Raw genomic sequence first — 23,466 nt, 5'->3', positions numbered from 1 at the left:
ACCGATGAACCAAAAATCTATCTTGATTAATTATTTAAATTCTGAAAGCAAAGCTATGATAAGAACCTTGATGGAAGATTACCATGATAAAGATAGATTCAGATCTCTGTAAGGGATGTGACATATGCAGGGAGTTCTGCCCTGAAGGTGTTTATGTCAGGTCAGAGGAACTCAACAGGAAGGGAGTGCATGAACCCATCCCGAAAAATCTGGATAAATGTACGGGATGCAAGCTATGCATGCTGATGTGTCCTGATCAGGCGATAGTGGTGTATGACGATGACTGAGGAGTACTTTATTCAGGGAAACGATGCCTGCGCCCGTGGCGCCATAAGTGCCGGCTGCAGGTTCTTTGCAGGTTACCCCATTACACCATCCACAGAGATAGCTGAGGAGATTGCAGTTCTCCTTCCGAGGGAAGGTGGAGTCTTTGTTCAGATGGAAGATGAGATAGGTGCCCTGGGGGCAGTTATAGGTGCTGTGTGGAGTGGTGTCAAGGGCATGACCGCCACCTCAGGGCCCGGTTTTTCCCTTATGCAGGAGCATATTGGATACGCTGCCATGACAGAAACACCCCTTGTGATCGTTGATGTCCAGAGGGGTTCGCCTTCAACCGGACAGCCAACAATGGCATCGCAGAGTGATATGATGCAGACAAGGTGGGGTTCACATGGGGACTATGAAATAATAGCCCTCTCACCATCCTCTGTGCAGGAGTGCTTCGATTTCACTGTTAGGGCATTCAACCTTGCAGAGGAATACAGGGTGCCTGTGGTGGTTCTCAGTGACGAAATAGTGGGCCATATGAGGGAGAAGATAACCATACCAGACAAGGTGAAGATCAGAAAGAGAAAGTCACCCGCAAGTCCCCCAGGTGAGTTCATACCATTCAAACCAGAGGGAGACCTCATCCCTGAGATGCCAGCCTTTGGGGATGGTTACAGGATACCTGTGACGGGACTCACACATGATGAGAGGGGGTACCCTGACGCTTCAAACCCCGAGGGCCACGAGAAACTCGTGAAGAGACTCTGTGACAAGATACTGAACAACAGGGATAAAATAGTGGATGTCCAGGAGGGTTGGACAGATGATGCAGACATAACAGTCATCTCATACGGCGCCCCCTCACGTTCAGTTGCAACCGCAGTTAAGATGGCCAGATCCAGGGGTGTGAAGGCAGGTTACATCAAGATAAACACGCCATGGCCTTTTCCTGAGACTGAAATCCAGGAAGCCGCTGAGTCATCAAGGAAGCTTCTGGTTGTTGAAATGAACCTGGGGCAGATGTTCTATGAGGTTCAGAGACTTGCATCAGGCATGGCCGAGGTGGAACTGCTTCCAAAAATTGGTGGTGAGATCCATCGCCCCAATGAGATCCTAAACAAAATTATGGGGATGAAATGAGGGGTGTTCACCTGAACGTAAGGAGAAACACGCCCACTATTATAATTATGAAATGAAGGAGTGTCCAGATGAATGTAAAGGAAAACCCATACCTCAAGTACCTCAGGAGGGACAGGCTCCCCCACATATTCTGTGCAGGTTGCGGTAATGGGATAGTGCTCAACACCTTCTTTAAGGGCATGGAAATGGCTGGAGTTGACTTTGACAGCATTGCAATGGTTTCAGGTATAGGCTGCTCATCAAGGATCCCGGGTTATGTTAAATGCGACTCGCTCCATACAACCCATGGGCGGCCCATAGCCTTCGCAACCGGGCTTAAACTTGCCAACCCCTCCCTGAATGTTGTGGTATTCACAGGGGATGGTGACGCCGCAGCCATCGGAGGAAACCATCTCATACACGGGGCAAGAAAAAATATTGACCTGACGGTGATCTGCATAAACAACAGCATATACGGGATGACCGGTGGACAGATAAGCCCCACCTCCCCTGAGGGAAGTTTCGGTACCACAGCCCCCTACGGTGCACTTGAGGACCCCTTTGATCTCTCTGAACTTGTCAGGGCCGCAGGTGCAAGTTACGTTGCAAGGTGGACAGCTGCCCACCCGCTGCAGCTTGCAAACTCCATAAAGAAGGGACTTAAGAACAGGGGTTTCTCGTTCATAGAGGCCGTTTCACAGTGTCCAACCTACTTCGGGAGAAAGAACAGGATGCGTTCCCCTGTTGAGATGATGAAGTTCATGAAGGAGAACAGTATCAACCGGCGCAGGGCCCTCAGAATGGATCCTGAGGAGGTCGAGGGAAAACTCATCATCGGTGAATTTGCTGATGCCCCACGACCTGAACTATGTGACAGAATCTATGAGATGATTGAAGAGAAATCCGGAAAAATTGATATAATCAAATCAGCCTACAGAGATGATTGAAGTGAGGAAGGAAATCAGAATTGCTGGATTCGGTGGTCAGGGGGTTATACTTGCAGGAATCGTTCTGGGTAAAGCTGCAAGTTTATATGATGGCCTTTACGCTGTACAGACCCAGTCCTATGGACCCGAGGCAAGGGGTGGTGCCTCAAGGGCAGAGGTTGTTATAAGTGATGAGGAGATAGACTACCCCAAGGTCCAGAGCCCTGACATACTCGTTGCAATGTCACACCAGGCACTTCTGACCTACATGGACGATCTCAAAGCCGGTGGGACCCTCATCGTTGACCCGGACATGGTCATTGAGGAGGAAATCCAGGATTTTATAGGGGAAAGGAGCATCAATTACTTCCGTGCGCCTGCAACAAGGACAGCCGAGGAGAAGGTTGGTATAACCATTGTGGCCAATATGGTGATGATAGGGGCCCTGACAGAGGCCACTGGCGTTGTAAGTGTAAGGGCCGCTGAGGAGGCCATAAAGAACAGTGTGCCTCCCGGGACTGAGGAAAAGAACATCATGGCATTCCAGGCAGGTCGTGAGCTCATCATGGAGGGATATGAATGAGGTTTTATGAGTACAGCGCCAAGGAACTCTTCAGGACCGAGGGCATACCCGTCCCCGATGGATCCGTCGCCAGGACCCCCGGGGAGGCCTCTGAGATCGCTGAGAATATGGGGTCGGAGGTGGCCATCAAGGCACAGGTCCTAACCGGTGGTCGGGGAAAGGCTGGAGGTATACGGTTTGCAACACCAGAAACTGCGGCTGATGTTGCTGCTGATCTCCTCGCATCCCGGGTTAAGGGGGAGGAGGTTAAATCTGTCCTGGTTGAAAGGAAGATCCCCATCGACAGGGAATTCTATGTGAGTGTCGCTGTTGACCGTGCGGCCAGAATGCCCCTTATAATGGCAAGCAGTGAGGGTGGGGTTGATATCGAGGATCTTGCAGCGAAATCCCCCCAGAAGATAGTGCGTTACCATGTAAATCCCCTTGACGAGTTCCTCCCCTATGAGGCGAGGGAGATCGCAAGGAAGATGGGCCTTGAAAGTGAACTCATACCAAAGGTGGGGGCTGTGATATGGAAACTCTACCATCTCTTCAGGAAGTATGATGCGCGGCTTGCCGAGATAAACCCCCTTGTACTTTCAGGCGATGATGTTATTGCAGCGGATGCAAAGTTTGAGGTGGATGATGACTCCATCTACCGTCACCGTGAATTCATGGAACTGGATGAGTATGAACCAGAGGAGTTCGCCTTTGTTAAACTTGAGGGTGATATTGCGGTGATAGGGAACGGTGCCGGGTTGACCCTCACCGCCATGGACCTCATAAAACTGAAGGGGGGCGAACCCGCCACATTCCTTGATATAGGTGGTGGTGCCTCCGAGGACATCATAAGGAGGGCCATAAACCTGGTAATATCCCACCCTGATGTGAAGGTTGTGTTCCTGAATGTTCTTGGGGGTATAACAAGGGCTGATGATGTTGCAAGGGGTGTTGTGAATGCCCTGAAGGATGCCGAGAGGGATGTGCCCCTTGTAATAAGGCTCACCGGGACCAATGAGGAGGAGGGACAGAGGATCCTCACCGATGCAGGGATTCCCTTTGAGACCTCCCTTGAGAGGGCCGCTGAGAAGGCTGTTGAAATATCAAAGGCCCTCTAAAAGAATATTTAATTTTTCATGACCAGGCTGCAATATCAAACCACATCATCTATTAATTTCCATGACCTACTGCTCCAGGGCATCTATGAGTTCATCGAGCCATCTGAGCCATTCCGTGTACTCCATGCTGGGGTATGAGATGTCTGCATTTGGATGCATGTATCTGCAGAGGGTCACTGTTTTAAGGTGAGGTGCAAAGGCCTTGAGGGTTGAAAGGCCCTGTGAACCTATGTAATAGGGGACACCTATGAAGCATACAAGGTCATAGTTGCCATTTCCATCGAAGCCCTCCCATTCAGGATCTTTGAGGTTGTTTACAAGTTCGATTACCCCTATTATGTTTTTCCTTCTCAGTTCATTTAACCTGAGACTTGATCCTCCGGTTAGAGCAACCCCCATTTTTCCTTTTTTTATTATTTTAACTATCCTGTCCATTATATCCTGTGGAAGGTCATTTATCAGTGACCCCACCACCATAAGTGGTCTTTCAGACTTTTTTATGGCCGATGCAACCATTTCAGGGGGCATGACGGTTGCATTCCTTATTGACGTTAGAGCTGGGTTCCATGCGGTCATGCTTTCACAACATTTAAATACTTCCTTTACAATTATAATGATTAATAATGATATTTATAGTTGATGGCACATGGTGACAGCATGCCCAGAGCATCAAAGGATATAATAAATGTTAAGGGACTTCACCTTGAATTCGGTGAAATTGACGAATACCTCAAAAGAAAATCATACGAGAGTAAGAGGGTATCTGTGGATTACGATGAGCTTAGAAAATGGGACCTTAATCTCCTATCCTATTTCAAGCCATTCTATGCACCCCTCTGTGACCTATGCTGCATGTGCACCTACGGCAAATGCGACCTTCTAGGTAAGAAGGGTGCCTGCGGTATAAACCTGGAGAAACAGCAGGCAAGGGAGGCCCTATCAACCGCAGTTATAGGTGCATCAGCCCATGCAGCCCATGCAAGGCACCTGGTGGACACCCTTATCGATAAAAACCCCACATCAGAACTCCATTATGATAGTTCAATAGATATAAAGACACCAATATCCACCACAGTAACTGGTATAGAACCTGAAACACCAGAGGACCTCGACAGGATAATGACATACATAGAACGGGAGCTCACAAATCTCATGGCCTCAGTTCATACCGGCCAGGAGGCGGAAGTAACCGATTTCGAGTCAAAGGCCCTCCATGCCGGCATGTTAGATACCATGGCCCTTGAGGTGGCTGAGATAGCACAGATAAACCAGTATGGGCTCCCCACAGGTAAAGCAGATACACATATGCTGGAAATTGGAATGGACGTTATAGACAGTACAAAACCAGTCATACTCTGCATAGGACACAATATAGCGCCCTCAGCTGAGATAATAGACTACGCAGAGGATATCGGTGTTGAGGAGGAAATCGAGGTCTGTGGCCTCTGCTGCACAGCCATGGAGATGGGCAGGTACTCAGAATCATCAAAGATAGTTGGGCCCATATCAAGGCAGCTCACATTCCTCAGATCAGGAATTCCAGATGTTGTTGTACTGGATGAACAGTGCATACGGTCAGATGTATATGAGGTGTGCGGTGAGATGGGGATGGTTGTGATCGCAACAAGTGACAAATGCAGTATGGGCCTTGAGGATATGAGTGAAGAGAACCCCTACAGGATAATAAACAGGATACTGCAGGAAAAAATACCAGGAGTGCTTATAAAGGATGAAAAAAAGGTTGCCACGGTCGCTGTGAACCTTGCACTTCAGCTTACCCGTAGCAGGGACCCCGAAACATCAAACCGTTTCAGGGTGAACTGTGTGAGGTGCTCACCCTGTGATTCAAACTGCACGCCATCCAGGAAACCAAAAAAACAGGACGATCTTGACCTGAATTCAGTGCTGGAATACTGTGAACTCTGTGGAGAATGCAACCGTGTCTGCCCGGCAATGCTACCCATCATGGAGGCAATAAATGAGGCAAAGAACGGTGACTTCCGCACCATAAGGACCCTCTATGAAGGCTGCAGTGCCTGCGGCCGGTGCATGGAGGTGTGCCCTGTGGGAGTGCCCATCCTGGATATCATAAGAGAATCACGTGGAGAAACCCCTGAAAGATTCCTCATAAGGGCGGGCAGGGGACCGGTCCAGGATATAGAGATAAGGAGGGTAGGTGCCCCGATAGTGTTTGGTGATATACCAGGAGTCATATCACTTGCAGGATGCTCCAACTACCCCTCAGGTGAAAGGGATGTGCAGATAATTGCTGAGGAGTTTCTTAAGAGGGGCTATATAGTACTTGCAGCAGGATGTGCAGCCATGGATATAGCTCTCTCACATGATGATGAGGGCAGAACACTCTATGAGAAATACCCTGGAGACTTCGACAGGGGAGGGCTCCTCAACCTCGGACCATGTGTCGGGAACTCCCATGCAATTGGAAGCGCCATAAAAATAGCGAATATATTCGCAAGGGTGCCCATGAAGGGGAACACCGTTGAAATAGCAGATTACATACTCAACCGGATAGGTGTCTGTGTGATAGGATGGGGTGCCATGTCCCAGAAGGCATTTGCAATAGTCACAGGTGCAAACAGGTGGGGTATACCCGCAGTTCTCGGACCCCATGCATCAAAGTACCGCAGGCTTTACCTGGGTGAATCCAGCCCAAGGGTGATAAGGGACAGGGCTGATGACAGCATGGTCCCATCTGAACCAGCCCCACCCCACCTAACCTACGCAGCAGAGAGTATCAATGAATGCCTTGTAATGGCTTCAAAGATGTGCATAAGACCCAACGACACCCCCAGAGGGCGAATGGTGAAGCTCAGCAATTACGTTGACCTCCACCTGAAATATTACGGTGGTTTACCCGCAGATATTGACCTCTTCGTAAGGAATGAGAAGGAGATTCCCTACAAGCATAAAGATGAGATAATGGAGATACTGAGGGAAAAGAACTGGAGGCCACGTGAGCCGGTAAAGGAGCCCACAATAATCAGGTGAATCCCATGGGTGGAATAGTAATCAAGAACGAACTGATGTGTTCAGGCTGTGGCCTCTGTGTCAGGGCCTGCCAGCAGGTTCACGGTAAGAAAAAAATGAAGTACACAGAAAAACCGGTGTTCTGCAGACAGTGCAGTGATGCCCCCTGTTTAAGGGCCTGCAGGGTTGGTGCAGTTAAGATAATAAATAAGATTCCTGTTATTGACCCTGAAAGGTGTGTTGGATGCAGGCTCTGCCTTGAGGCCTGTCCTGAAGGATGCATAATATTTGAAGATCTGATGGCAGACAAGTGCATCCTGTGCCTTGATGCTGACGTTCTGATTCCGGCATGTATTGAGGCATGCCCCAGCAGTCTTCTCAGAGTGGAAATCAAGAAACATCACTGAATGGTCCTCTTCACAGCCTCATGGGAGTTGAATGACAGGGGGACCATGTCATCGCAAACATCACTGAATGGTCCTCTTCACGGTGACGGTATGTGCCATTACAAGGGCGGATATTATTATATAGGTGAGCAGGGCCGATGAGTTAAAGGACCTGTTGAATATAAAGAGACCCACGAGGCTCTGTGAGAGGAACGCCGCCAGTGATCCTATGAGCAGGGCCTCCCTTCCCAGGTACATTCTGCTCCCGTTGAGCCTCTGCTCCTGATATTTTTTAAGAACCCTGAGTCCAGAGAATGTGACTATCATGACCCATGCAAGGAGGAAGAGCAGGCCAAAGAAACCTGCATCAAAGGCCACCGCGAATATCCCTGGCAGCATGTAGTCTATGTAGTCCTTCTTTACAACCAGAACCCCATAGAATATGTGGTAGGGGAGCCCGAGGTTCTGTATCATGGTGACTGGAAGTGTGATGTAACCATCGGCGCCACCCAGGCAGGCTGATTTCCAGTAACAGGACCCCTGGACATGACCCCAGAACATGGTATTCTTAAGTACCAGCGAAAGGCTTGGGATGGTGTTCTCCTCGAGCCTTGTGATCCTGAGCATTGGGCTTAGAACACTTTTACGTAGAACCTTTGATAGGAACTCCATCAGTGCAAATGCCCCTGCACCTGCAAGGACGAACGATAAAACCGATTTTCTGGTTATTCTTGTGCTCCTCCTGAAACTCTTTGACATGAGCAAGTACCCAAAAGCCCACCCAAGGAGCCATAAAACCAGGAATGAACGATGCATGAGTCCCCCTGCAATGGCTATTATGAAGAAGAGGAACAGAGAGAGTTTCTTAACCGACGTTGACCTTATACCTGCCTCTGTGAGGAGATTTGACGATGCCACCATTGTAACCCAGAATAGAACCGCGAATGGACCAAAGGGATGTGTGAACTCATGGTGTGAAAGGAACGGTAGGAGGAGAAAGGCGGCATCAAATGAGAATATGAGAGCCAGTATAACCGTGATTACCGTTCCAAGGAACATCACAAGACTCAGAGGTACTGCAACAACATTGAAGAGGAGTATTATGCCGACGTGGATTATCACTGCAACTTCAAGTATGAACTGAAGGTTATTCTGAGCTATAAACATGATATGGATATTGTATTAACCTATAATATATATCATTCTCCGATGCGGCCATCTGAATTAATGGAACCGAGCCATGGACAAAGAAGGTAACTAAAAGGATGCCATCCCCCGATCACCGGGCCATAAACAAAAAAGAGCCTATGGGGACGTCATCCCCACAATGTAGTCATAGATGCTCTGAAGAAATGCATAGATCTGATCAAGGATACCCGAGCCTCCAAACTGCTGACTTACACTTTCAAGCCTCTGTTTAAATTCCGTGAGGTTTCCCTGGACCCTCTGAGATGCTGAAACCGAATTTGCAACCTGCTGAACCTGATTTTCTGTTAGGTTGATATTCATCTGCTGTGAAACATCAACGACGATGTTCTTTATTTCATCAGGGTTCTGAAGGTTCTGATCCTGTGTCCTGTTCTTGACCTCATCAAAGAGCTGTGCCACCTCATCACCGGTTGCATTGGTTTCGTTCACAAGCCTGCTCTGGAGGTAGATCTCCTCAACAGATGCCTTTTTGGCCTCCTCAGGTATCTTTTCACCCACAGCCACCTCATATGACTTCAGGACTCCTGCAAGGGCTGCCTCTCCTGAGGCGGGGACCGGGGATGTTACAACCACGTAGCCGCGGTCAATACCAGATGACCGGAGGGCACTGGCATACATCTCAGGGGTCACGACCCTTATCTTACCAGTATCCACAGATACCTTGATTCCATCTGAGTATGAGAGGTCAACCATGGCACAGGATAGTATCTGTGATGGCGAATATACACGACCTGTAACTCCCCTGGAGACCTCATTCACCTCAGATGCTGTTACAATCTTTATATTCGCGCTATTGATATCCTTATCTGTCTTTGACTTGAAGTAGTCCATCACCGCATTCCGGTATGAGGGGTTGCTGTCTGTTGCCTCCCCGAGTGTCACAGAGAACCCTGAGACCGCGAATACCGGTGCGGTTACCATGAATGCAATCACAAGCGCAATGATAAGTCGCCTCATAACAATACCTCCAGTTATTAATTAATACATGAGGAGATATTTATATGTATTAATCTGTGGCTAACAGCATCAAAAGCTCTCTTATTGCATGATACGCGCCATATAAAACCACAGCAAAAGAAATAATGAACTACGCCAGGAGAACAACCCTGCTTTCCCTTGACTCGTCAACGATCTCCATTCCACAGCTGTCTGCAATGCTATCTGCAAATTCATGAACCTCATAGAAGAGGGGCATGTTGTCAATTTCAAGCCTTTTCCTTGAGTACCCGATGTACATGTAGGCCTTGACCTCAACAAAATCTGGCTGGGCCCCTTCTATCATCCTGGCGAACATTTCGGGTTTCTTCATGTTGATGTCCCTGACAGCGGTTATACGCAGAACCTTCCTGCAGTTAAAGGATGGTATGAGTTCAAGGGATCTGTTGAGAATATCCCAGGCACCAGGGACCTGGGGTCTGCAGAGTTTCTCATAGGTTTCCCTGTCGGGGGCGTCAAGGGATATGTAGAGCTGTGTTGGCTCAACAGAGAGTGCCTCAAGATTGGTGGATGCAAGGCCGTTTGTTACAAGGAATGTTGTGAAGTTTCTCTTATGGAATTCTGCAAGAAGCCCATCCATTTCAGGGTAGAGGAGGGGTTCACCTGCAAGGGATATTGCAGCATTCGTGGGATCCTGGGCCTCCATGACCTTTATCTTATCTGCCCTTTCATTGCCAAAGTAACCGCAGAGAAGTTTCCTCTGCGCCTCAATCGCCCCCTCAATTATATCCGCCGGCTCATCATAGGGGCCATTCCACGCTGTTTCTGTTGAGGAGAGGTCCCTCCAGCAGAAAAGACATTTTTGCTGGCAGAAGGGTACACTGGGAGACATCTGAAGGCATCTGTGACTTCTGATGCCATAGAACTTCTCCTTGTAACAGACTCCCTCATTGATTAAGCTTTTCTTTGTCCAGAGGCAGGTTTTAACTGCTGAATGTTTGTTATCACCTACAAAACGGTATCCCATTTTTTCCATTCTTCTCTGAGATTCTTCCGCATACATTGCCAACCCATCTCAAACGATCCTTGCTGATACAATGTTAATTTTCGTTTTGATTTATGTAATATAATTTTATTATAAGATTGATCCTGAATGGGGAGTCACATGAGCTGATAGACAAATGTTCCATAACTGAAATATTAATACCTGTGTGCATATCAATATTAAATATTTGTGATCCTTAACGGTCTCTTAGAATTCCATTCATACGCATAAGCCTTTTCAGTCTGTTTTAAGAGTTTTGAAGCGTTTGAAATGAGAATATTTTATCTAAAATTATTGAACAGATTTAAAAGCCATTCAATCATTTTTAAGCCGCCACAATTTCCTTTTGGGTGAAATAAAACATTTAAGAAAAGAATTGGGGGACCAATGTCAATTCTTTACCAGATGTTCCCAAATCCAGAAATAAGGCATATATAAGCCTTTTTGTCTTATTCGGGAAACAAAGGTTTATATATATGCTTGATGTGATTAAGGTCCATGGTAAGGTCCGGCGGGTATAGCCTGCCATCATCGGAGGCGGTAAAATTAAGAGACACTCGCGTTACCTCGCTCTACTTGCACTTGCAGTAGCAGTGAGTACCATACCATTTGGACAGATGGAATTTCTGGAATCCGGTGGCGAAAAGATAAAGACAAAGTCAGCATCCACCCCAAAGGTTGATGCGGCCTCAAAGTACAGGAAATACAGTAAGGTCTACGCCAAATCAAAGAAAAAGATAAAGAAGAAGTACAGGACAAAGGCAACCTACACCACCAAAATAAAGAAGAAGTACAGGACAAGGGCGACCTATAAAACCACAAGTCACAAGAGGTACAGGACAAAGGCAACCTACACAACAACCTCCAAGAGGGCATACACCAGGGCAGCGAGTTCCGAAGATCTGGATGATCTGCAGGGTGACGAGGGACTTGAAAAACTTGCATCATACATCAACAGAAACTTCAACCATCGATCAGGAGGTCCTCACACCGCTGAGGGTGTTGAAAGGACAGGATACGGAGACTGCTGGGGACTCTCTGACTGGGCAGCGAAGAAACTTGCTGCAAACGGCTACAAGGTGAAGGTCGTCCAGGGAGCCACATCTGCATCATCAAGACACAGATGGCTGCACGTGTACTCCGAGGAAAGGTGGACCAGCTTTGAACCGTCACTGGTAACCAAACGTTATGGAAGTAAACATTATACTGCGACCTGTGGGCGCGCAACGACTGTTGTGCAGACCTACAACATGTAGTATAATGTTTACTACCTTTTTTATTCCCGGTAGCAATTTCTCTGAAAGCCTGAAAAAATCATCTGTTACCTGCTTTTTTATTCCCAAAAGAAAAGTCCCGGCAAAAAACCAGGGATGGCATATTTTTATAAAACATCAACCATACCTATGAAACATCAGAATCATACCGGAGGATTTGGAGTTGATGGAAACACCTATCGTCATACTGAATTTTAAGACCTACATTGAGTCCACAGGTAAAAGAGCCCTTGAACTTGCAGGTGCCTGTCAGGAGGTTGCAGATGAAACAGGCGTTAACATCGCGGTGGCACCCCAGCACATGGACCTCCAGCGGGTGGCTGAGGCCGTGGATATACCTGTACTGGCCCAGCACATCGACCCCATAGACGCGGGGGGGCACACAGGAGGAGTCCTTGCAGAATGTGCCCTGGAGGCGGGGGCAGCAGGTACCCTCATAAACCACTCAGAGAAGAGGATGAAGCTTGCAGACATTGAGGGTGTCATATCAAGAACAAGGGAACTTAAAATGGCTTCAGTCGTATGCACCAACAATGTAAGCACTACAGCAGCCGCAGCAGCCCTTAAACCCGATTTTGTGGCTGTTGAACCCCCTGAACTCATAGGGTCAGGCATACCTGTTTCAAAGGCAGAACCCGAGGTCATAACAGGAAGCGTCAGTGCAGTGCAGGATATAAACCCTGATGTCAGTGTCCTCTGTGGGGCGGGAATATCCACCGGTGAGGATATGAGGGCTGCCCTTGACCTTGGGGCTGAGGGTGTTCTTCTTGCCTCGGGCATCATACTCGCAGAAAGCCCCAGGGACGCACTCCTGGACCTCGTAAGCAAAGTGTGACGGTGATCCTGTGTCCTTCAGATTCAGAACCATGGATGACCTTGAGGTTGAGGGGAAAACTGTTCTTGTACGTGTTGACATAAACTCGCCGGTGGATCCCCAGAGCGGCTCAATACTCGATGACACAAGGATGAGGCTCCATGCAGAAACCATAAGGGAGCTTTCAGATAGGGGTGCCAGGACAGTCATAATGGCCCATCAGAGCAGGCCAGGAAAGAAGGACTTCACAACCCTTGAACAGCACTCCCATAAACTCTCAGAGATACTTGGAAGGCCTGTCAGGTACGTGGAGGACATATTCGGATCCGCAGCAAGGGAGAACATCAGAGAGCTCAGGAACGGCGAGATACTTCTCCTCGAGAATGTAAGGTTCTACTCAGAGGAGGTGCTTAAGAGGGACCCTGTGGAACAGGCTGAAACCCACCTTGTGAGGAAACTCACACCCCTCATTGATTACTTCATCAACGACGCCTTTGCAGCTGCCCACAGATCACAGCCATCACTGGTGGGCTTTGCCCTGCGGGTACCATCAGCGGCGGGGAGGGTCATGGAGCGTGAACTCAGAACACTCAGGAGCGCCCTTGAAAATGTTGAAAGACCCTGTGTCTATGTGCTGGGTGGTGTGAAGGTGGATGACTCCATCATGGTCATGAAGAATGTCCTTGAAAATGGCAGTGCAGACCTTGTACTCACAACGGGCCTTGTTGCCAACATATTCCTTGCAGGCTGTGGTGTTAAAATCGGGAAGGTGAACATGGAGTTCATCAGAAACAGGGGCTACTGTGACTTCATAAAGGTGGCGAAGAAGCTGAAAAAGAGGTTCCCTGAGAAGATACTGGTTCCCATTGATGTTGCAATCAGCCGGGATGGAAAACGTGTGGATGTGCCTGTGAAAAGGATACCCAACCACCCCATACAGGATATAGGTATGGAGACAATAAAACTTTATGCTGAGAGGATACGTGAGGCCAGAACCCTGTTTGCAAATGGTCCTGCAGGTGTATTTGAAAACCCTGAATTCAGCATAGGAACCGAGGATATACTCAATGCCATCTCCTCATCTGAGGGTTTCTCAATAATAGGTGGGGGCCACCTTGCCGCTGCAGCTGCCAAAATGGGCTTTGAGGATAAGATAGGGCACATAAGCAGTGGTGGTGGTGCCAGTATAAGTCTCCTCGCAGGTGAAGAACTGCCTGCTGTGAGGGTGCTTGAGGAGTCCGCACCCCACTAACCCCATAATGGGAGGTGCTGAACCTCCCCTCCATGGTGCCCCCGGGATCAACCACAAACTATATAAATGAGTAGTTACTAACATTGGAAATGCCTCGGTAGCTCAGTCTGGTGGAGCGCGAGACTTGTAATCTCGTGGTCGCGGGTTCAATTCCCGTCCGGGGCTTCGTACGGGGACCATAGGGTAGCTTGGTCGATCCTTTGGGCTTTGGGAGCCTGAGACCCCGGTTCAAATCCGGGTGGTCCCATCCAAAAAGCTTAAATATACATCACCCCCAATGATGTATATCAACCCGCCTTAGCTCAATTGGCAGAGCATCGGACTGTAGATCCGAGGGTTGCTGGTTCAAGTCCGGCAGGCGGGACTTCACCAACAGTGTGAAAGCTTTAAATACTAGAAAAATAGAACTCATAACATGTATGTCATACGGCAATAGTAAAGTATATATGCAGGTAACGAGAGAACACAGTAATGCTCTCATTCTGGAGACCTGCCCTGGTGGTGTAGGGGCTATCATGCGGGCCTGTCGAGCCCGCGACTCGGGTTCAATTCCCGGCCAGGGCGTTCCTTCAGGGCCCGTAGCTCAGTCTGGCAGAGTGCTTGGCTTTTAACCAAGTGGTCGCGGGTTCAATTCCCGTCGGGCCCGCTATCTAATTTTACGGTGACTTTTTATCTGGAGGACTAAATTGTGAAGAGGGAAATCTTGAAACACCATCTGGTTCCGGAACATGTGGTTTTAAATGATTCTGAAGCAAAAAGGGTGCTGAAAGAACTGGATGCGCATCCAGAACAGCTTCCAAAAATAAAAACAACAGACCCTGTGGTGAAGGCCATAGGTGCTAAAAGGGGGGATATCGTGAAAATAATCCGTAAGAGTCCAACTGCCGAAGAATTCATTACCTATAGACTTGTGCAGGACTAATTTTTCGGGTAAACCGTAAGCTCATAATCTGATCATCTAATTTGTTTTGGAGGAAGTCCATGAAAAAAAGTGCATGGGGATTGGTAGACGCGTTTTTTGATAAATACGACCTTGTGGACCACCACATACATTCCTACAATGACTTCGTGAGTAACCGTATACAGGAGATAATCGACACAAGCGAACCCATAGAGCTGGAACAGGGAAAGTACCGTGTGGAGACAGGGAAGGTAAGCATAGAAAAGCCCTTCATCAAGGAGGCAGACGGCTCAAAGAGCAAGATATACCCGACAGAGGCCAGGCTCAGGAATTTAACCTACTCGGCCCACATGAGCCTGGAGATGAGACTCATAAAGGAGGGGGGTCCTGAAACAGAATTCGAAAAGGTCTACATCGGTGAACTGCCTGTTATGCTGAAATCCGAGATATGCCACCTGCATGGCCTCAGCAGAAATGAACTCATTGAAAAGGGCGAGGACCCCGCGGACCCCGGCGGCTACTTCATAGTCAACGGTTCAGAGAGATCAATAGTCACCATGGAGGAAATAGCCCCGAACAAGATAATACTTGAGAGGATCGGGGAAGAGGATGAAAACAGGGCAAGGGCGATAGTCACATCTATAAGGAGTGGTTTCAGGGCCAGGATATCCCTTGAATACAGGAAGCCCAGGAAGAGCGGAGTGTTCCTCAGGATATCATTCCCATACGTTCCCGGCGAACTCCCGCTGGTGATACTGCTAAGGGCCCTTGGACTTGCAACTGACCAGGACATCATAACAAGCATATCAGATGACTTCAACTACCAGATGATCGCGGCCGACGACATACAGGTCTCACTGGACAGGCTGAACCTCAAAAAGGATGAAATGGAGAAAATGGATGAGGAGGAGAGAAGGGAGTACCTTGTAAGGAGCGCCATAAGGTACATTGGTAACCGGGTCGCCAAGGGCATGACCGAGGACTACAGGATAAAAAGGGCTGAGGATGTCATAGACCGATACCTCCTCCCCCACATAGGAACAGAACCAGATAAGAGGCTGGAAAAGGCAATATATCTGGCTGAGATGACCGAGATGCTCCTCCAGGTTATATCCGGTGAGCGAAAGCCCCACGATAAGGACCACTACACCAACAAGAGGCTCAGGGTTTCAGGTGACCTCATGGAGGACCTCCTCAGGGTTGCCTTCACAAGTCTAAGCAGGGACATGAGCTACCAGCTGGAGAGAAGCCTTGCAAGGGGTAAGGAGCCCTCAGTCAAACAGGCTGTGAGGTCAGATGTCCTCACAGAGAACCTCAAACACGCCATAGCGACAGGTAACTGGGTTGGTGGAAGGGCAGGTGTGAGCCAGCTCCTGGACAGGACAAGTTACATGGGTACACTGTCCCATATGAGAAGGGTTGTCTCCCCCCTCAGCAGGAGCCAGCCACACTTCGAGGCAAGGGACCTTCACCCAACACAGTTCGGTAAGATATGCCCCAACGAGACCCCTGAGGGTCCAAACTGTGGTCTTGTTAAGAACCTCGCCCTCCTTGCAAAGATATCAGAGGGTTCAGATGCCAGGGAGGTTGAGGAGGTAATCAGAAAAATGGGGGTTCTGAACTAATTTTTCCACCGGGAGGCTGTTAAGTGAGTAAAACCAAAATTTACATTAACGGGAAACTTATAGGGACCTGTGAAAACCCTGAAGAATTCGTACAGGAGATGAGGGAGAAGAGGAGATCCGGAGAGGTCTCCCCTGAGATGAACATAACCCATTACCCTGAAAACCATGAGATATACATATTCACAGACCCGGGAAGGGCCAGAAGACCCCTTATCATTGTAAAGGACGGAGAACCTCTTTTAAAGGATGAACACCTTGAAAAACTTGAAGCAGGGGAAATGGAATGGGATGACCTCATAAAGGAGGGCATAATAGAGTATCTGGATGCTGAGGAAGAGGAAAACGCCTACATAGCAATGAGTCCAGAGGACCTTACAGATGAACACACCCACCTTGAGATAGACCCCTCCACCATGCTTGGTATATGTGCAGGTATCATTCCATTCGCAAACCACAACTCATCCCCGAAGAACACCATGGAGGCAGGGATGACCAAGCAGGCCCTTGGTCTCTATGCATCCAACTATGACCTCAGGACAGATACACGTGCACACCTCCTCCACCATCCCCAGGTCCCCATAGTCAAGACAAGGATAATAGATGTGACTGGCTACGATGAGAGGCCATCCGGGCAGAACTTCGTTGTGGCTGTAATGTCCTATGAGGGCTACAACATGGAGGACGCACTGATACTCAACAAGGCATCCCTTGAGAGGGGACTTGCAAGATCATCATTCTTCAGATCCTACGAGGCCGCAGAGCGAAGGTACCCTGGTGGTCAGGAGGACCGCTTCGAGATACCTGAGAAGGGGGTCAGGGGCTACAGGTCAGAGAGCGACTACAGGCACCTTGACGAGGACGGCATAATAAACCCCGAGGCAGTGGTATCCTCAGGTGACGTCCTCATAGGTAAAACATCACCACCCAGGTTCCTTGAGGAAATCGATGAGTTCGGAACAGTGGCGGAACGAAGAAGAGAAACCTCAGTAACAGTGCGGCACGGGGAGAAGGGTATAGTTGACGCTGTTCTCCTAACAGAAACAGTTGAGGGTAGCAGACTCGCCAAGATAAGGGTGCGGGAACAGAGGCAGCCAGAACTCGGTGACAAATTCGCATCAAGGCACGGTCAGAAGGGTGTTGTGGGCCTCATGGTATCCCAGGAGGACATGCCATTCACAGAGGACGGTGTTGTGCCAGACCTCATAGTGAACCCCCATGCCATACCATCAAGGATGTCTGTGGGGCAGGTCCTTGAGATGCTTGCAGGTAAGGCCGCATGCATGGAGGGCCGCCGGGTGGACGGAACACCATTCACCGGAGAGGACGAGAGGGACATAAAGAAGGCCCTCAGGGCCAACGGATTTGAAAGTGCCGGTGTGGAATCACTCTACAATGGAATAACCGGTGAAAGGATAGAGGCTGAGATATTCATAGGAGTGGCCTATTACCAGAAACTCCACCACATGACAACAGACAAGGTATACGCAAGATCAAGGGGTCCTGTGCAGGTCCTCACAAGACAGCCAACCGAGGGAAGGGCCAGGGAAGGTGGTCTCAGATTCGGTGAAATGGAAAGGGACTGTCTGATTGCCCATGGAGCAGCACTCGCCCTTAAGGAAAGGCTTCTTGATGAATCAGATAAATACGAGGCACTGGTATGCACCGAGTGCGGTATGATAGCAATCTACGACAAGATAAGGGATAAGAAGTACTGTCCAATATGTGAGGACTCAGAGTCATTCCCTGTGGAGATATCATACGCCTTCAAATTACTCCTTGATGAGCTTAAGAGTCTATGCATCTTCCCGAAACTCATACTGGAAGACAAGGCATGATTACGGATTTGAGGGAATAAAGCAAAGGAGAGAATACCTTGAGAGGAATTTTAAAGAAAATTTCCCGGATAAATTTTGGTCTCATGTCCCCTGAGGATATAAGGAAGATGTCCGTTACCCAGGTCGTGACACCGGACACCTATGACGAGGACGGGTACCCCATCGAGAACGGACTCATGGACCCGAGGCTTGGTGTCATAGACCCGAGCCTCAGGTGCAGGACATGCGGGGCCAAGGGTGGTGAGTGCCCAGGGCACTTTGGAAGCATAAACCTTGCAAGACCCGTTATCCACGTGGGATTCGCGGATACAATACACAAGATCCTCAGGTCAATCTGCAGGAAATGCAGCAGGGTCCTGCTCACAGAGGTGGAGATTGAAGAGTACAGACAGCGGATACTTGAGGCGATGGAGAAGGAGGAGAGCCTCACACCCATAATAAAGGAGATATACACCGAGGCCAGACGCGAGAAGTGCCCCCACTGTGAGGAGGAACAGGAGGAAATAAAACTGGATAAACCGGTCTCCATCGTTGAGGGTGACTACAAACTAACACCCAGCGAGGTTAGGGAAAGGCTTGAGAGGATAACCGACGACGACGCCCTCATCCTCGGAGTCAACCCCGAGGTTGCAAGGCCCGAATGGATGGTCCTCACAGTCCTCCCGGTCCCCCCGGTAACTGTACGGCCATCGATAACCCTTGAAACCGGTGAAAGATCAGAGGACGACCTGACCCACAAACTCGTTGATATCCTCAGGATAAACCAGCGCCTCAAGGAGAACATGGAGACAGGGGCCCCCCAGCTAATCGTAGAGGACCTCTGGGAACTCCTACAGTACCACGTGACAACCTACTTCGACAACGAGGCCTCCGGTGTCCCACCTGCAAGACACCGCTCCGGCAGACCCCTTAAGACACTTGCCCAGAGGCTCAAGGGTAAGGAGGGGCGGTTCAGGAGCAACCTCTCAGGTAAGAGGGTTAACTTCTCTGCCCGTACCGTCATCTCACCGGACCCCAACATAAGCATAAACGAGGTGGGAGTCCCTGAGATCATAGCCAGGGAGGTCACAGTACCAGTCTACGTTACAGAATGGAACATAGACCGCATGAGGGAGTACATAGAAAATGGGCCCGACGTACACCCAGGAGCCAACTACGTCATAAGGCCAGACGGCCGCAAGATAAGGATCTACAATGAGACCAAGGATGTTGTCCTCGAGAACCTGAAACCAGGTTACATCGTTGAAAGGCACCTCAAGGATGGTGACATAGTCCTGTTCAACCGTCAGCCATCACTCCACAGGATGTCCATGATGGCTCATGAGGTCCGCGTCCTCCCCTACAAGACCTTCCGTCTGAACCTCTGCGTCTGCCCACCATACAACGCAGACTTCGACGGGGACGAGATGAACATGCACGTATTCCAGACCGAGGAGTCAAGGGCGGAGGCCAAGACACTCATGCGTGTGCAGGAACACATACTCTCCCCAAGGTTCGGGGGTCCCATCATCGGCGGGATACACGACCACATATCAGGTGCCTATCTCCTTACAAGGAAGAGGGCTGTGTTCAGTGAGGATAAGGTGTTCCAGATCCTCAAGAAGGCGGGGCTGCCCCTACCTGACAGGAGGGGTCGTGACTGGACAGGTAAGGAGATATTCAGCATGGTCCTCCCTGATGACCTCAACATGGTATACCGGGCCGAGATATGCAGGAAATGTGAGGAATGCCTTGAGATGGACTGTGAAAACGATGCCTATGTGGTCATAGAGAACGGGGAGCTCATATCAGGCGTTATTGATGAGAAGGCCTACGGTGCATTCGCCGGTAAAATACTTGACCACATCGTCAAGGAATACGGTACCGATGCTGCCAGAAAATTCCTTGACTCCGCAACAAAACTTGCCATTGCCGGTATAATGCATGCGGGCTTCACCACAAGTACCAACGATGAGGAGATCCCTGAAGAGGCCCGTGAAAGGATAGAGGCCCACCTGCGGAACGCTGAGGCCCGGGTTGACCAGCTGATTGAGGCCTACGAGAACGGAGAACTCGAACCACTCCCTGGTAGAAGCCTTGAGGAAACCCTGGAGATGAAGATAATGCAGGTTCTGGGTGAGGCCAGGGACAAATCAGGGGAGATAGCAGAGAGTTACTTTGACATGGATGAAAACCACGCAGTAATAATGGCACTCACAGGTGCAAGGGGGTCAATGCTCAACCTCACACAGATAACAGCCTGTGTGGGGCAGCAGTCAGTGAGGGGTGGCCGGATAAGCAGGGGATACGATAACAGGACACTTCCCCACTTCAAGAGGGGTGAACTCGGTGCCAAGTCCCGCGGATTCGTACACTCAAGTTACAAGGAGGGCCTAGACCCCATAGAATTCTTCTTCCACGCCATGGGGGGAAGAGAGGGGCTTGTGGATACAGCCATACGTACAGCCCAGAGCGGTTACATGCAGAGGCGTCTTGTCAACGCCCTCCAGGACCTCACAGTCAACGAGGACGGGAAGGTCGTTGACAACAGGGGAGTCATAATACAGACGAGATTCGGTGAGGACGGCGTTGACCCTGCCAAGAGCGACTACGGAAAGATCGTGGACCTCGACAAACTCGTAGAGGAAATAAGGCTCAAATCAAAGGGGTAAGGTGATTCTGTGCAGGAAATTACAGCTAAAATAGAGGATTACTCCTCAAAGAACGGGATCCTGCTTCCAGATCCTGTGATGGAATATGTTGCCAGGATCGCTGAGGAGGAAAAACTGAAGGAAGCGGATCTTTATGAAATGGTGAGACTCTTCAGCAGGATCTCAGAGAGAAACCGGGGCCTTGAAGGAGACGATCTCCTCGATGCCGTTGAGGACGAATACCAGCGGATCCTGAAGGTCCAGGAACTTGTTAAAAGGAAGAGGGCGAAGTTTCCGCCGGGACTCATTGAAGAAATAGCCGATGCAATTAAGAAACATAACCTAAGCGACGATGAACTGGATGAACTCATAAGAAGGGTCAGAAGGGCATATGAGAGGGCGAAGGTTGAGGCAGGTGAGGCGGTTGGGACAGTTGCAGCCCAGTCAGTCGGTGAACCAGGTACCCAGATGACAATGCGTACCTTCCACTACGCAGGGGTGGCTGAACTCAACGTTACCCTGGGTCTCCCAAGGCTCATCGAAATCGTGGATGCCAGGAAGAAGATATCCACACCAACCATGAGCATCTACTTTGAGGGTGACCTCAGATATGATGAGGAATTTGTGCGCAAAAAGGCCAACAAGATAGGTAAAAGCACCCTCAACGATGTCCTCAAAAACTTCAGCATCCAGTACGCAGATATGGCAGTGGTTGCAGAACTGGACGAGGAGAAGATCCTTGAAAAACACCTTGAATATGATGATATAATAGCAAAGGTGGAAAAAACTTTTAAGAAAGTAGAAATAGATAACAGCATACTGAGATTTGAACCCCAGAAACCCACCATAAGGGAGCTCAGGTTACTGGCTGATAAGGTGAGGAAACTCCAGATAAGCGGGGTTAAAAATATAGGAAAGGTGGTTATCCGTAAAGAGGATGATGAATGGGTAATCCATACAGAGGGTTCAAACCTTGGAGCTGTTCTTAAAGAAGAGGGTGTGGATAAGGTCCGGACGACGACAAACGACATACACGAAATAGAAACCGTTCTGGGCATAGAAGCAGCGAGAAACGCAATAATACACGAAGCAAAGAGAACCATGGAGGAGCAGGGTCTCACAGTGGACATACGTCACATAATGCTTGTTGCAGATATGATGACTGCTGATGGTTCTGTTAAATCCATTGGAAGACATGGTATAAGCGGTGAAAAGGCAAGCGTTCTTGCAAGGGCTTCTTTTGAGGAAACAGGTAAGCACCTTCTGAGAGCAAGTATCAGGGGAGAGGTGGACCATCTCACTGGTATCATAGAGAACATTATTATAGGACAGCCTATACCTCTCGGTACAGGTTCCGTTAGTGTTGTGATGAAAGAAAGAAAATAGGAGGCAGTAGATGGACATAGATAGAGGAATACGAGTGGCTGTAGATACTGGTAATGTTATCCTTGGATCAAAGAGGACAATTCAGGGCCTCAAACTGGGTAAGGGTAAGCTGGTGGTAATGGCCAGTAACATTCCAGAGGACCTCAGAGAGGACATAGAATACTATGCAGAGCTATCAGATATTCCGGTTTACACCCATGAGGGCACCAGCGTTGAACTGGGATCTGTCTGCGGTAAACCCTTCACAGTGGGGGCGCTCTTAATCCAGGACCCGGGTGATTCAACAATACTGGAAATGGTGGGGTAGGTTGCTGTGACCATCAAATTTACCACAAACGAGATAAGATACATTGCACTCTTTGAGAGCATGACCGGTGCAATGGTGAAGGACTGCATTGTGGATGACGAAAACGGCAAGGTAACATTCCTCGTGAAAAAGGGTGATATGGGCCTTGCCATCGGTAAAAAGGGAAGTACAGTGGCCAAGGTTCAGAAGGCGCTCGACAAGGGTGTTGAGGTAATCGAACACTCCAGTGACCCCGTGGAGTTCATAAAGAACCTCATGGCGCCCGCCAAGATAAGGAGCATCAGGATACTCCAGAAGGAAAACGGTGAAAAGATAGCCACAGTGGAAACCGATCCAAAGAATAAGAGAATCGCCATTGGACGCGGCGGACAGAACATTGAGAGGGCCAGGTTACTGGCCAGAAGACAGCACAACATAAGCAATATTATAATAAAATAAATCTTATAGGAGGAATCTTATTTGCCAGGATTATTCGCAGCAAAAAAACTCAAAAGCAAGAGGCAGAAATTCAGATGGAAAGACACCCACTACAAGAGGAGATCACTCCGCCTTGATGTTAAGGCTGACCCCCTTGAAGGCGCACCCCAGGCAAGGGGTATAGTGATTGAGAAGGTGGGTATAGAGGCAAAACAGCCAAACTCAGCAATAAGGAAATGTGTGAGGGTCCAGTTAATCAAAAACGGTAAACAGATCACGGCCTTCGCACCTGGAGACGGCGCTATTGGTTTTATTGATGAACACGATGAGGTCATTGTTGAGGGTATTGGTGGACCATCAGGAAGGTCCATGGGTGATATTCCCGGTGTCAGGTGGAAGGTTACAAAGGTCAACAATGTGTCCCTGCAGGAAATGGTTAAAGGGAAAATAGAAAAACCTGTGAGGTAAT

The 23,466-nt window shown here is 49.0% G+C and carries 22 protein-coding genes and 5 tRNA genes; 23 read left to right on the top strand and 4 right to left on the bottom strand.

Annotation, left to right across the window (positions count from 1 at the left end):
• Positions 1-83 precede the first annotated feature (83 nt).
• The 5 genes from L5462_RS03565 (at position 84) to sucC (ending at position 3,992) form a co-directional block, all read left to right on the top strand.
• On the top strand, positions 84-287 hold the full coding sequence (locus tag L5462_RS03565) for a ferredoxin family protein (protein ID WP_147671569.1): 204 nt from the start codon (positions 84-86) through the stop codon (positions 285-287).
• Positions 280-1,407, top strand: a complete 1,128-nt coding sequence (locus L5462_RS03560) for a 2-oxoacid:acceptor oxidoreductase subunit alpha (protein WP_237779415.1) — start codon at positions 280-282, stop codon at positions 1,405-1,407. Before L5462_RS03565 ends, L5462_RS03560 begins: the two co-directional genes overlap by 8 nt.
• A 68-nt stretch (positions 1,408-1,475) precedes the next feature.
• Complete coding sequence (gene korB / locus L5462_RS03555; RefSeq protein WP_237779414.1) at positions 1,476-2,333, top strand: 2-oxoglutarate synthase subunit KorB; 858 nt, start codon at positions 1,476-1,478, stop codon at positions 2,331-2,333.
• Between the two features lies 1 nt (position 2,334).
• Positions 2,335-2,895 (top strand): 2-oxoacid:ferredoxin oxidoreductase subunit gamma, encoded by a 561-nt coding sequence (locus tag L5462_RS03550; RefSeq protein ID WP_237779413.1) that lies wholly within the window; start codon positions 2,335-2,337, stop codon positions 2,893-2,895.
• Positions 2,892-3,992 (top strand): ADP-forming succinate--CoA ligase subunit beta, encoded by a 1,101-nt coding sequence (gene sucC / locus L5462_RS03545; RefSeq protein WP_237779412.1) that lies wholly within the window; start codon positions 2,892-2,894, stop codon positions 3,990-3,992. The genes L5462_RS03550 and sucC overlap by 4 nt, the downstream gene beginning before the upstream one ends.
• 66 nt (positions 3,993-4,058) lie before the next feature.
• Here the strand turns inward: sucC and cdhB are convergent, their stop codons facing one another.
• Entirely contained in the window at positions 4,059-4,568 is a 510-nt protein-coding gene (cdhB, locus tag L5462_RS03540; protein ID WP_237779411.1) for a CO dehydrogenase/acetyl-CoA synthase complex subunit epsilon, read from the bottom strand.
• A 63-nt stretch (positions 4,569-4,631) separates the two neighbouring features.
• Between cdhB and L5462_RS03535 the strand changes: the two genes are divergently transcribed.
• Together L5462_RS03535 and L5462_RS03530 are read left to right on the top strand one after the other, a co-directional pair.
• The gene (locus tag L5462_RS03535) at positions 4,632-7,001 is read left to right on the top strand and encodes a 4Fe-4S dicluster domain-containing protein (RefSeq protein WP_237779410.1); all 2,370 of its coding nucleotides are present in this window, start codon (positions 4,632-4,634) and stop codon (positions 6,999-7,001) included.
• 5 nt (positions 7,002-7,006) lie between these two features.
• Complete coding sequence (locus L5462_RS03530; protein WP_237779409.1) at positions 7,007-7,387, top strand: 4Fe-4S dicluster domain-containing protein; 381 nt, start codon at positions 7,007-7,009, stop codon at positions 7,385-7,387.
• Between the two features lie 60 nt (positions 7,388-7,447).
• Here the strand turns inward: L5462_RS03530 and L5462_RS03525 are convergent, their stop codons facing one another.
• From L5462_RS03525 to twy1, 3 genes are all read right to left on the bottom strand, one after another.
• Positions 7,448-8,533 (bottom strand): hypothetical protein, encoded by a 1,086-nt coding sequence (locus L5462_RS03525; protein ID WP_237779408.1) that lies wholly within the window; start codon positions 8,531-8,533, stop codon positions 7,448-7,450.
• A 138-nt stretch (positions 8,534-8,671) separates the two neighbouring features.
• On the bottom strand, positions 8,672-9,532 hold the full coding sequence (locus L5462_RS03520; RefSeq protein WP_237779407.1) for a DUF1002 domain-containing protein: 861 nt from the start codon (positions 9,530-9,532) through the stop codon (positions 8,672-8,674).
• A gap of 130 nt (positions 9,533-9,662) precedes the next feature.
• A complete protein-coding gene (twy1, locus tag L5462_RS03515) occupies positions 9,663-10,574 on the bottom strand; it encodes a 4-demethylwyosine synthase TYW1 (RefSeq protein WP_237779406.1) in 912 nt (303 codons plus the stop codon).
• 575 nt (positions 10,575-11,149) lie between these two features.
• On the opposite strand from twy1, the gene L5462_RS03510 reads away from it, so the two are divergent.
• From L5462_RS03510 to L5462_RS03435, 16 genes are all read left to right on the top strand, one after another.
• A complete protein-coding gene (locus tag L5462_RS03510) occupies positions 11,150-11,812 on the top strand; it encodes a transglutaminase domain-containing protein (RefSeq protein ID WP_237779405.1) in 663 nt (220 codons plus the stop codon).
• A gap of 184 nt (positions 11,813-11,996) precedes the next feature.
• Positions 11,997-12,665: a triose-phosphate isomerase gene (gene tpiA / locus L5462_RS03505; protein ID WP_237779506.1), complete on the top strand. Its 669-nt coding sequence runs from the start codon at positions 11,997-11,999 to the stop codon at positions 12,663-12,665.
• A 10-nt stretch (positions 12,666-12,675) separates the two neighbouring features.
• Positions 12,676-13,896, top strand: a complete 1,221-nt coding sequence (locus L5462_RS03500) for a phosphoglycerate kinase (RefSeq protein ID WP_237779404.1) — start codon at positions 12,676-12,678, stop codon at positions 13,894-13,896.
• A 91-nt stretch (positions 13,897-13,987) separates the two neighbouring features.
• A tRNA-Thr gene (locus L5462_RS03495) sits at positions 13,988-14,061 on the top strand.
• A 7-nt stretch (positions 14,062-14,068) separates the two neighbouring features.
• A tRNA-Pro gene (locus tag L5462_RS03490) sits at positions 14,069-14,143 on the top strand.
• Positions 14,144-14,187: 44 nt separating this feature from the next.
• Positions 14,188-14,260: transfer RNA gene (locus tag L5462_RS03485), tRNA-Tyr, on the top strand.
• A 128-nt stretch (positions 14,261-14,388) separates the two neighbouring features.
• Positions 14,389-14,460, top strand: a tRNA-Asp gene (locus tag L5462_RS03480).
• 8 nt (positions 14,461-14,468) lie between these two features.
• Positions 14,469-14,542, top strand: a tRNA-Lys gene (locus L5462_RS03475).
• A gap of 42 nt (positions 14,543-14,584) precedes the next feature.
• Positions 14,585-14,818, top strand: coding sequence for a DNA-directed RNA polymerase subunit H (locus tag L5462_RS03470; RefSeq protein ID WP_013296229.1), 234 nt, complete (start codon positions 14,585-14,587; stop codon positions 14,816-14,818).
• A 59-nt stretch (positions 14,819-14,877) separates the two neighbouring features.
• On the top strand, positions 14,878-16,422 hold the full coding sequence (locus tag L5462_RS03465; protein ID WP_237779403.1) for a DNA-directed RNA polymerase subunit B'': 1,545 nt from the start codon (positions 14,878-14,880) through the stop codon (positions 16,420-16,422).
• Between the two features lie 23 nt (positions 16,423-16,445).
• The gene (gene rpoB / locus L5462_RS03460) at positions 16,446-18,257 is read left to right on the top strand and encodes a DNA-directed RNA polymerase subunit B (protein WP_237779402.1); all 1,812 of its coding nucleotides are present in this window, start codon (positions 16,446-16,448) and stop codon (positions 18,255-18,257) included.
• A gap of 38 nt (positions 18,258-18,295) precedes the next feature.
• Positions 18,296-20,908 carry a DNA-directed RNA polymerase subunit A' gene (gene rpoA1, locus L5462_RS03455; RefSeq protein ID WP_237779401.1) on the top strand — a complete coding sequence of 871 codons (2,613 nt, stop codon included), beginning with the start codon at positions 18,296-18,298 and terminating at the stop codon, positions 20,906-20,908.
• A gap of 9 nt (positions 20,909-20,917) precedes the next feature.
• A complete protein-coding gene (gene rpoA2 / locus L5462_RS03450; protein WP_237779400.1) occupies positions 20,918-22,273 on the top strand; it encodes a DNA-directed RNA polymerase subunit A'' in 1,356 nt (451 codons plus the stop codon).
• 10 nt (positions 22,274-22,283) lie between these two features.
• Complete coding sequence (locus tag L5462_RS03445; protein ID WP_013296234.1) at positions 22,284-22,580, top strand: 50S ribosomal protein L30e; 297 nt, start codon at positions 22,284-22,286, stop codon at positions 22,578-22,580.
• 6 nt (positions 22,581-22,586) lie between these two features.
• Positions 22,587-23,018 (top strand): NusA-like transcription termination signal-binding factor, encoded by a 432-nt coding sequence (locus L5462_RS03440; protein WP_013296235.1) that lies wholly within the window; start codon positions 22,587-22,589, stop codon positions 23,016-23,018.
• Positions 23,019-23,039: 21 nt separating this feature from the next.
• Positions 23,040-23,465, top strand: coding sequence for a 30S ribosomal protein S12 (locus L5462_RS03435; RefSeq protein WP_237779399.1), 426 nt, complete (start codon positions 23,040-23,042; stop codon positions 23,463-23,465).
• Position 23,466: the final 1 nt, after the last annotated feature.

Origin of the sequence: Methanothermobacter sp. K4 (assembly GCF_022014235.1) — an archaeon.
GTDB lineage: Archaea > Methanobacteriota > Methanobacteria > Methanobacteriales > Methanothermobacteraceae > Methanothermobacter.
The sequence above is the reverse complement of the archived record's forward strand: the minus strand, read 5'-3'. Positions and strand labels throughout refer to the sequence as shown.

Bases quoted from the DNA above. Each gene is read 5' to 3' on its own strand.
- L5462_RS03565 (WP_147671569.1), top strand. From the start codon at position 84: ATGATAAAGATAGATTCAGATCTCTGTAAGGGATGTGACATATGCAGG.
- L5462_RS03560 (WP_237779415.1), top strand. From the start codon at position 280: ATGACTGAGGAGTACTTTATTCAGGGAAACGATGCCTGCGCCCGTGGC.
- korB (WP_237779414.1), top strand. From the start codon at position 1,476: ATGAATGTAAAGGAAAACCCATACCTCAAGTACCTCAGGAGGGACAGG.
- sucC (WP_237779412.1), top strand. From the start codon at position 2,892: ATGAGGTTTTATGAGTACAGCGCCAAGGAACTCTTCAGGACCGAGGGC.
- cdhB (WP_237779411.1), bottom strand. From the start codon at position 4,568: ATGACCGCATGGAACCCAGCTCTAACGTCAATAAGGAATGCAACCGTC.
- L5462_RS03535 (WP_237779410.1), top strand. From the start codon at position 4,632: ATGGCACATGGTGACAGCATGCCCAGAGCATCAAAGGATATAATAAAT.
- L5462_RS03530 (WP_237779409.1), top strand. From the start codon at position 7,007: ATGGGTGGAATAGTAATCAAGAACGAACTGATGTGTTCAGGCTGTGGC.
- L5462_RS03525 (WP_237779408.1), bottom strand. From the start codon at position 8,533: ATGTTTATAGCTCAGAATAACCTTCAGTTCATACTTGAAGTTGCAGTG.
- L5462_RS03520 (WP_237779407.1), bottom strand. From the start codon at position 9,532: ATGAGGCGACTTATCATTGCGCTTGTGATTGCATTCATGGTAACCGCA.
- twy1 (WP_237779406.1), bottom strand. From the start codon at position 10,574: ATGTATGCGGAAGAATCTCAGAGAAGAATGGAAAAAATGGGATACCGT.
- tpiA (WP_237779506.1), top strand. From the start codon at position 11,997: ATGGAAACACCTATCGTCATACTGAATTTTAAGACCTACATTGAGTCC.
- L5462_RS03465 (WP_237779403.1), top strand. From the start codon at position 14,878: ATGAAAAAAAGTGCATGGGGATTGGTAGACGCGTTTTTTGATAAATAC.
- L5462_RS03445 (WP_013296234.1), top strand. From the start codon at position 22,284: ATGGACATAGATAGAGGAATACGAGTGGCTGTAGATACTGGTAATGTT.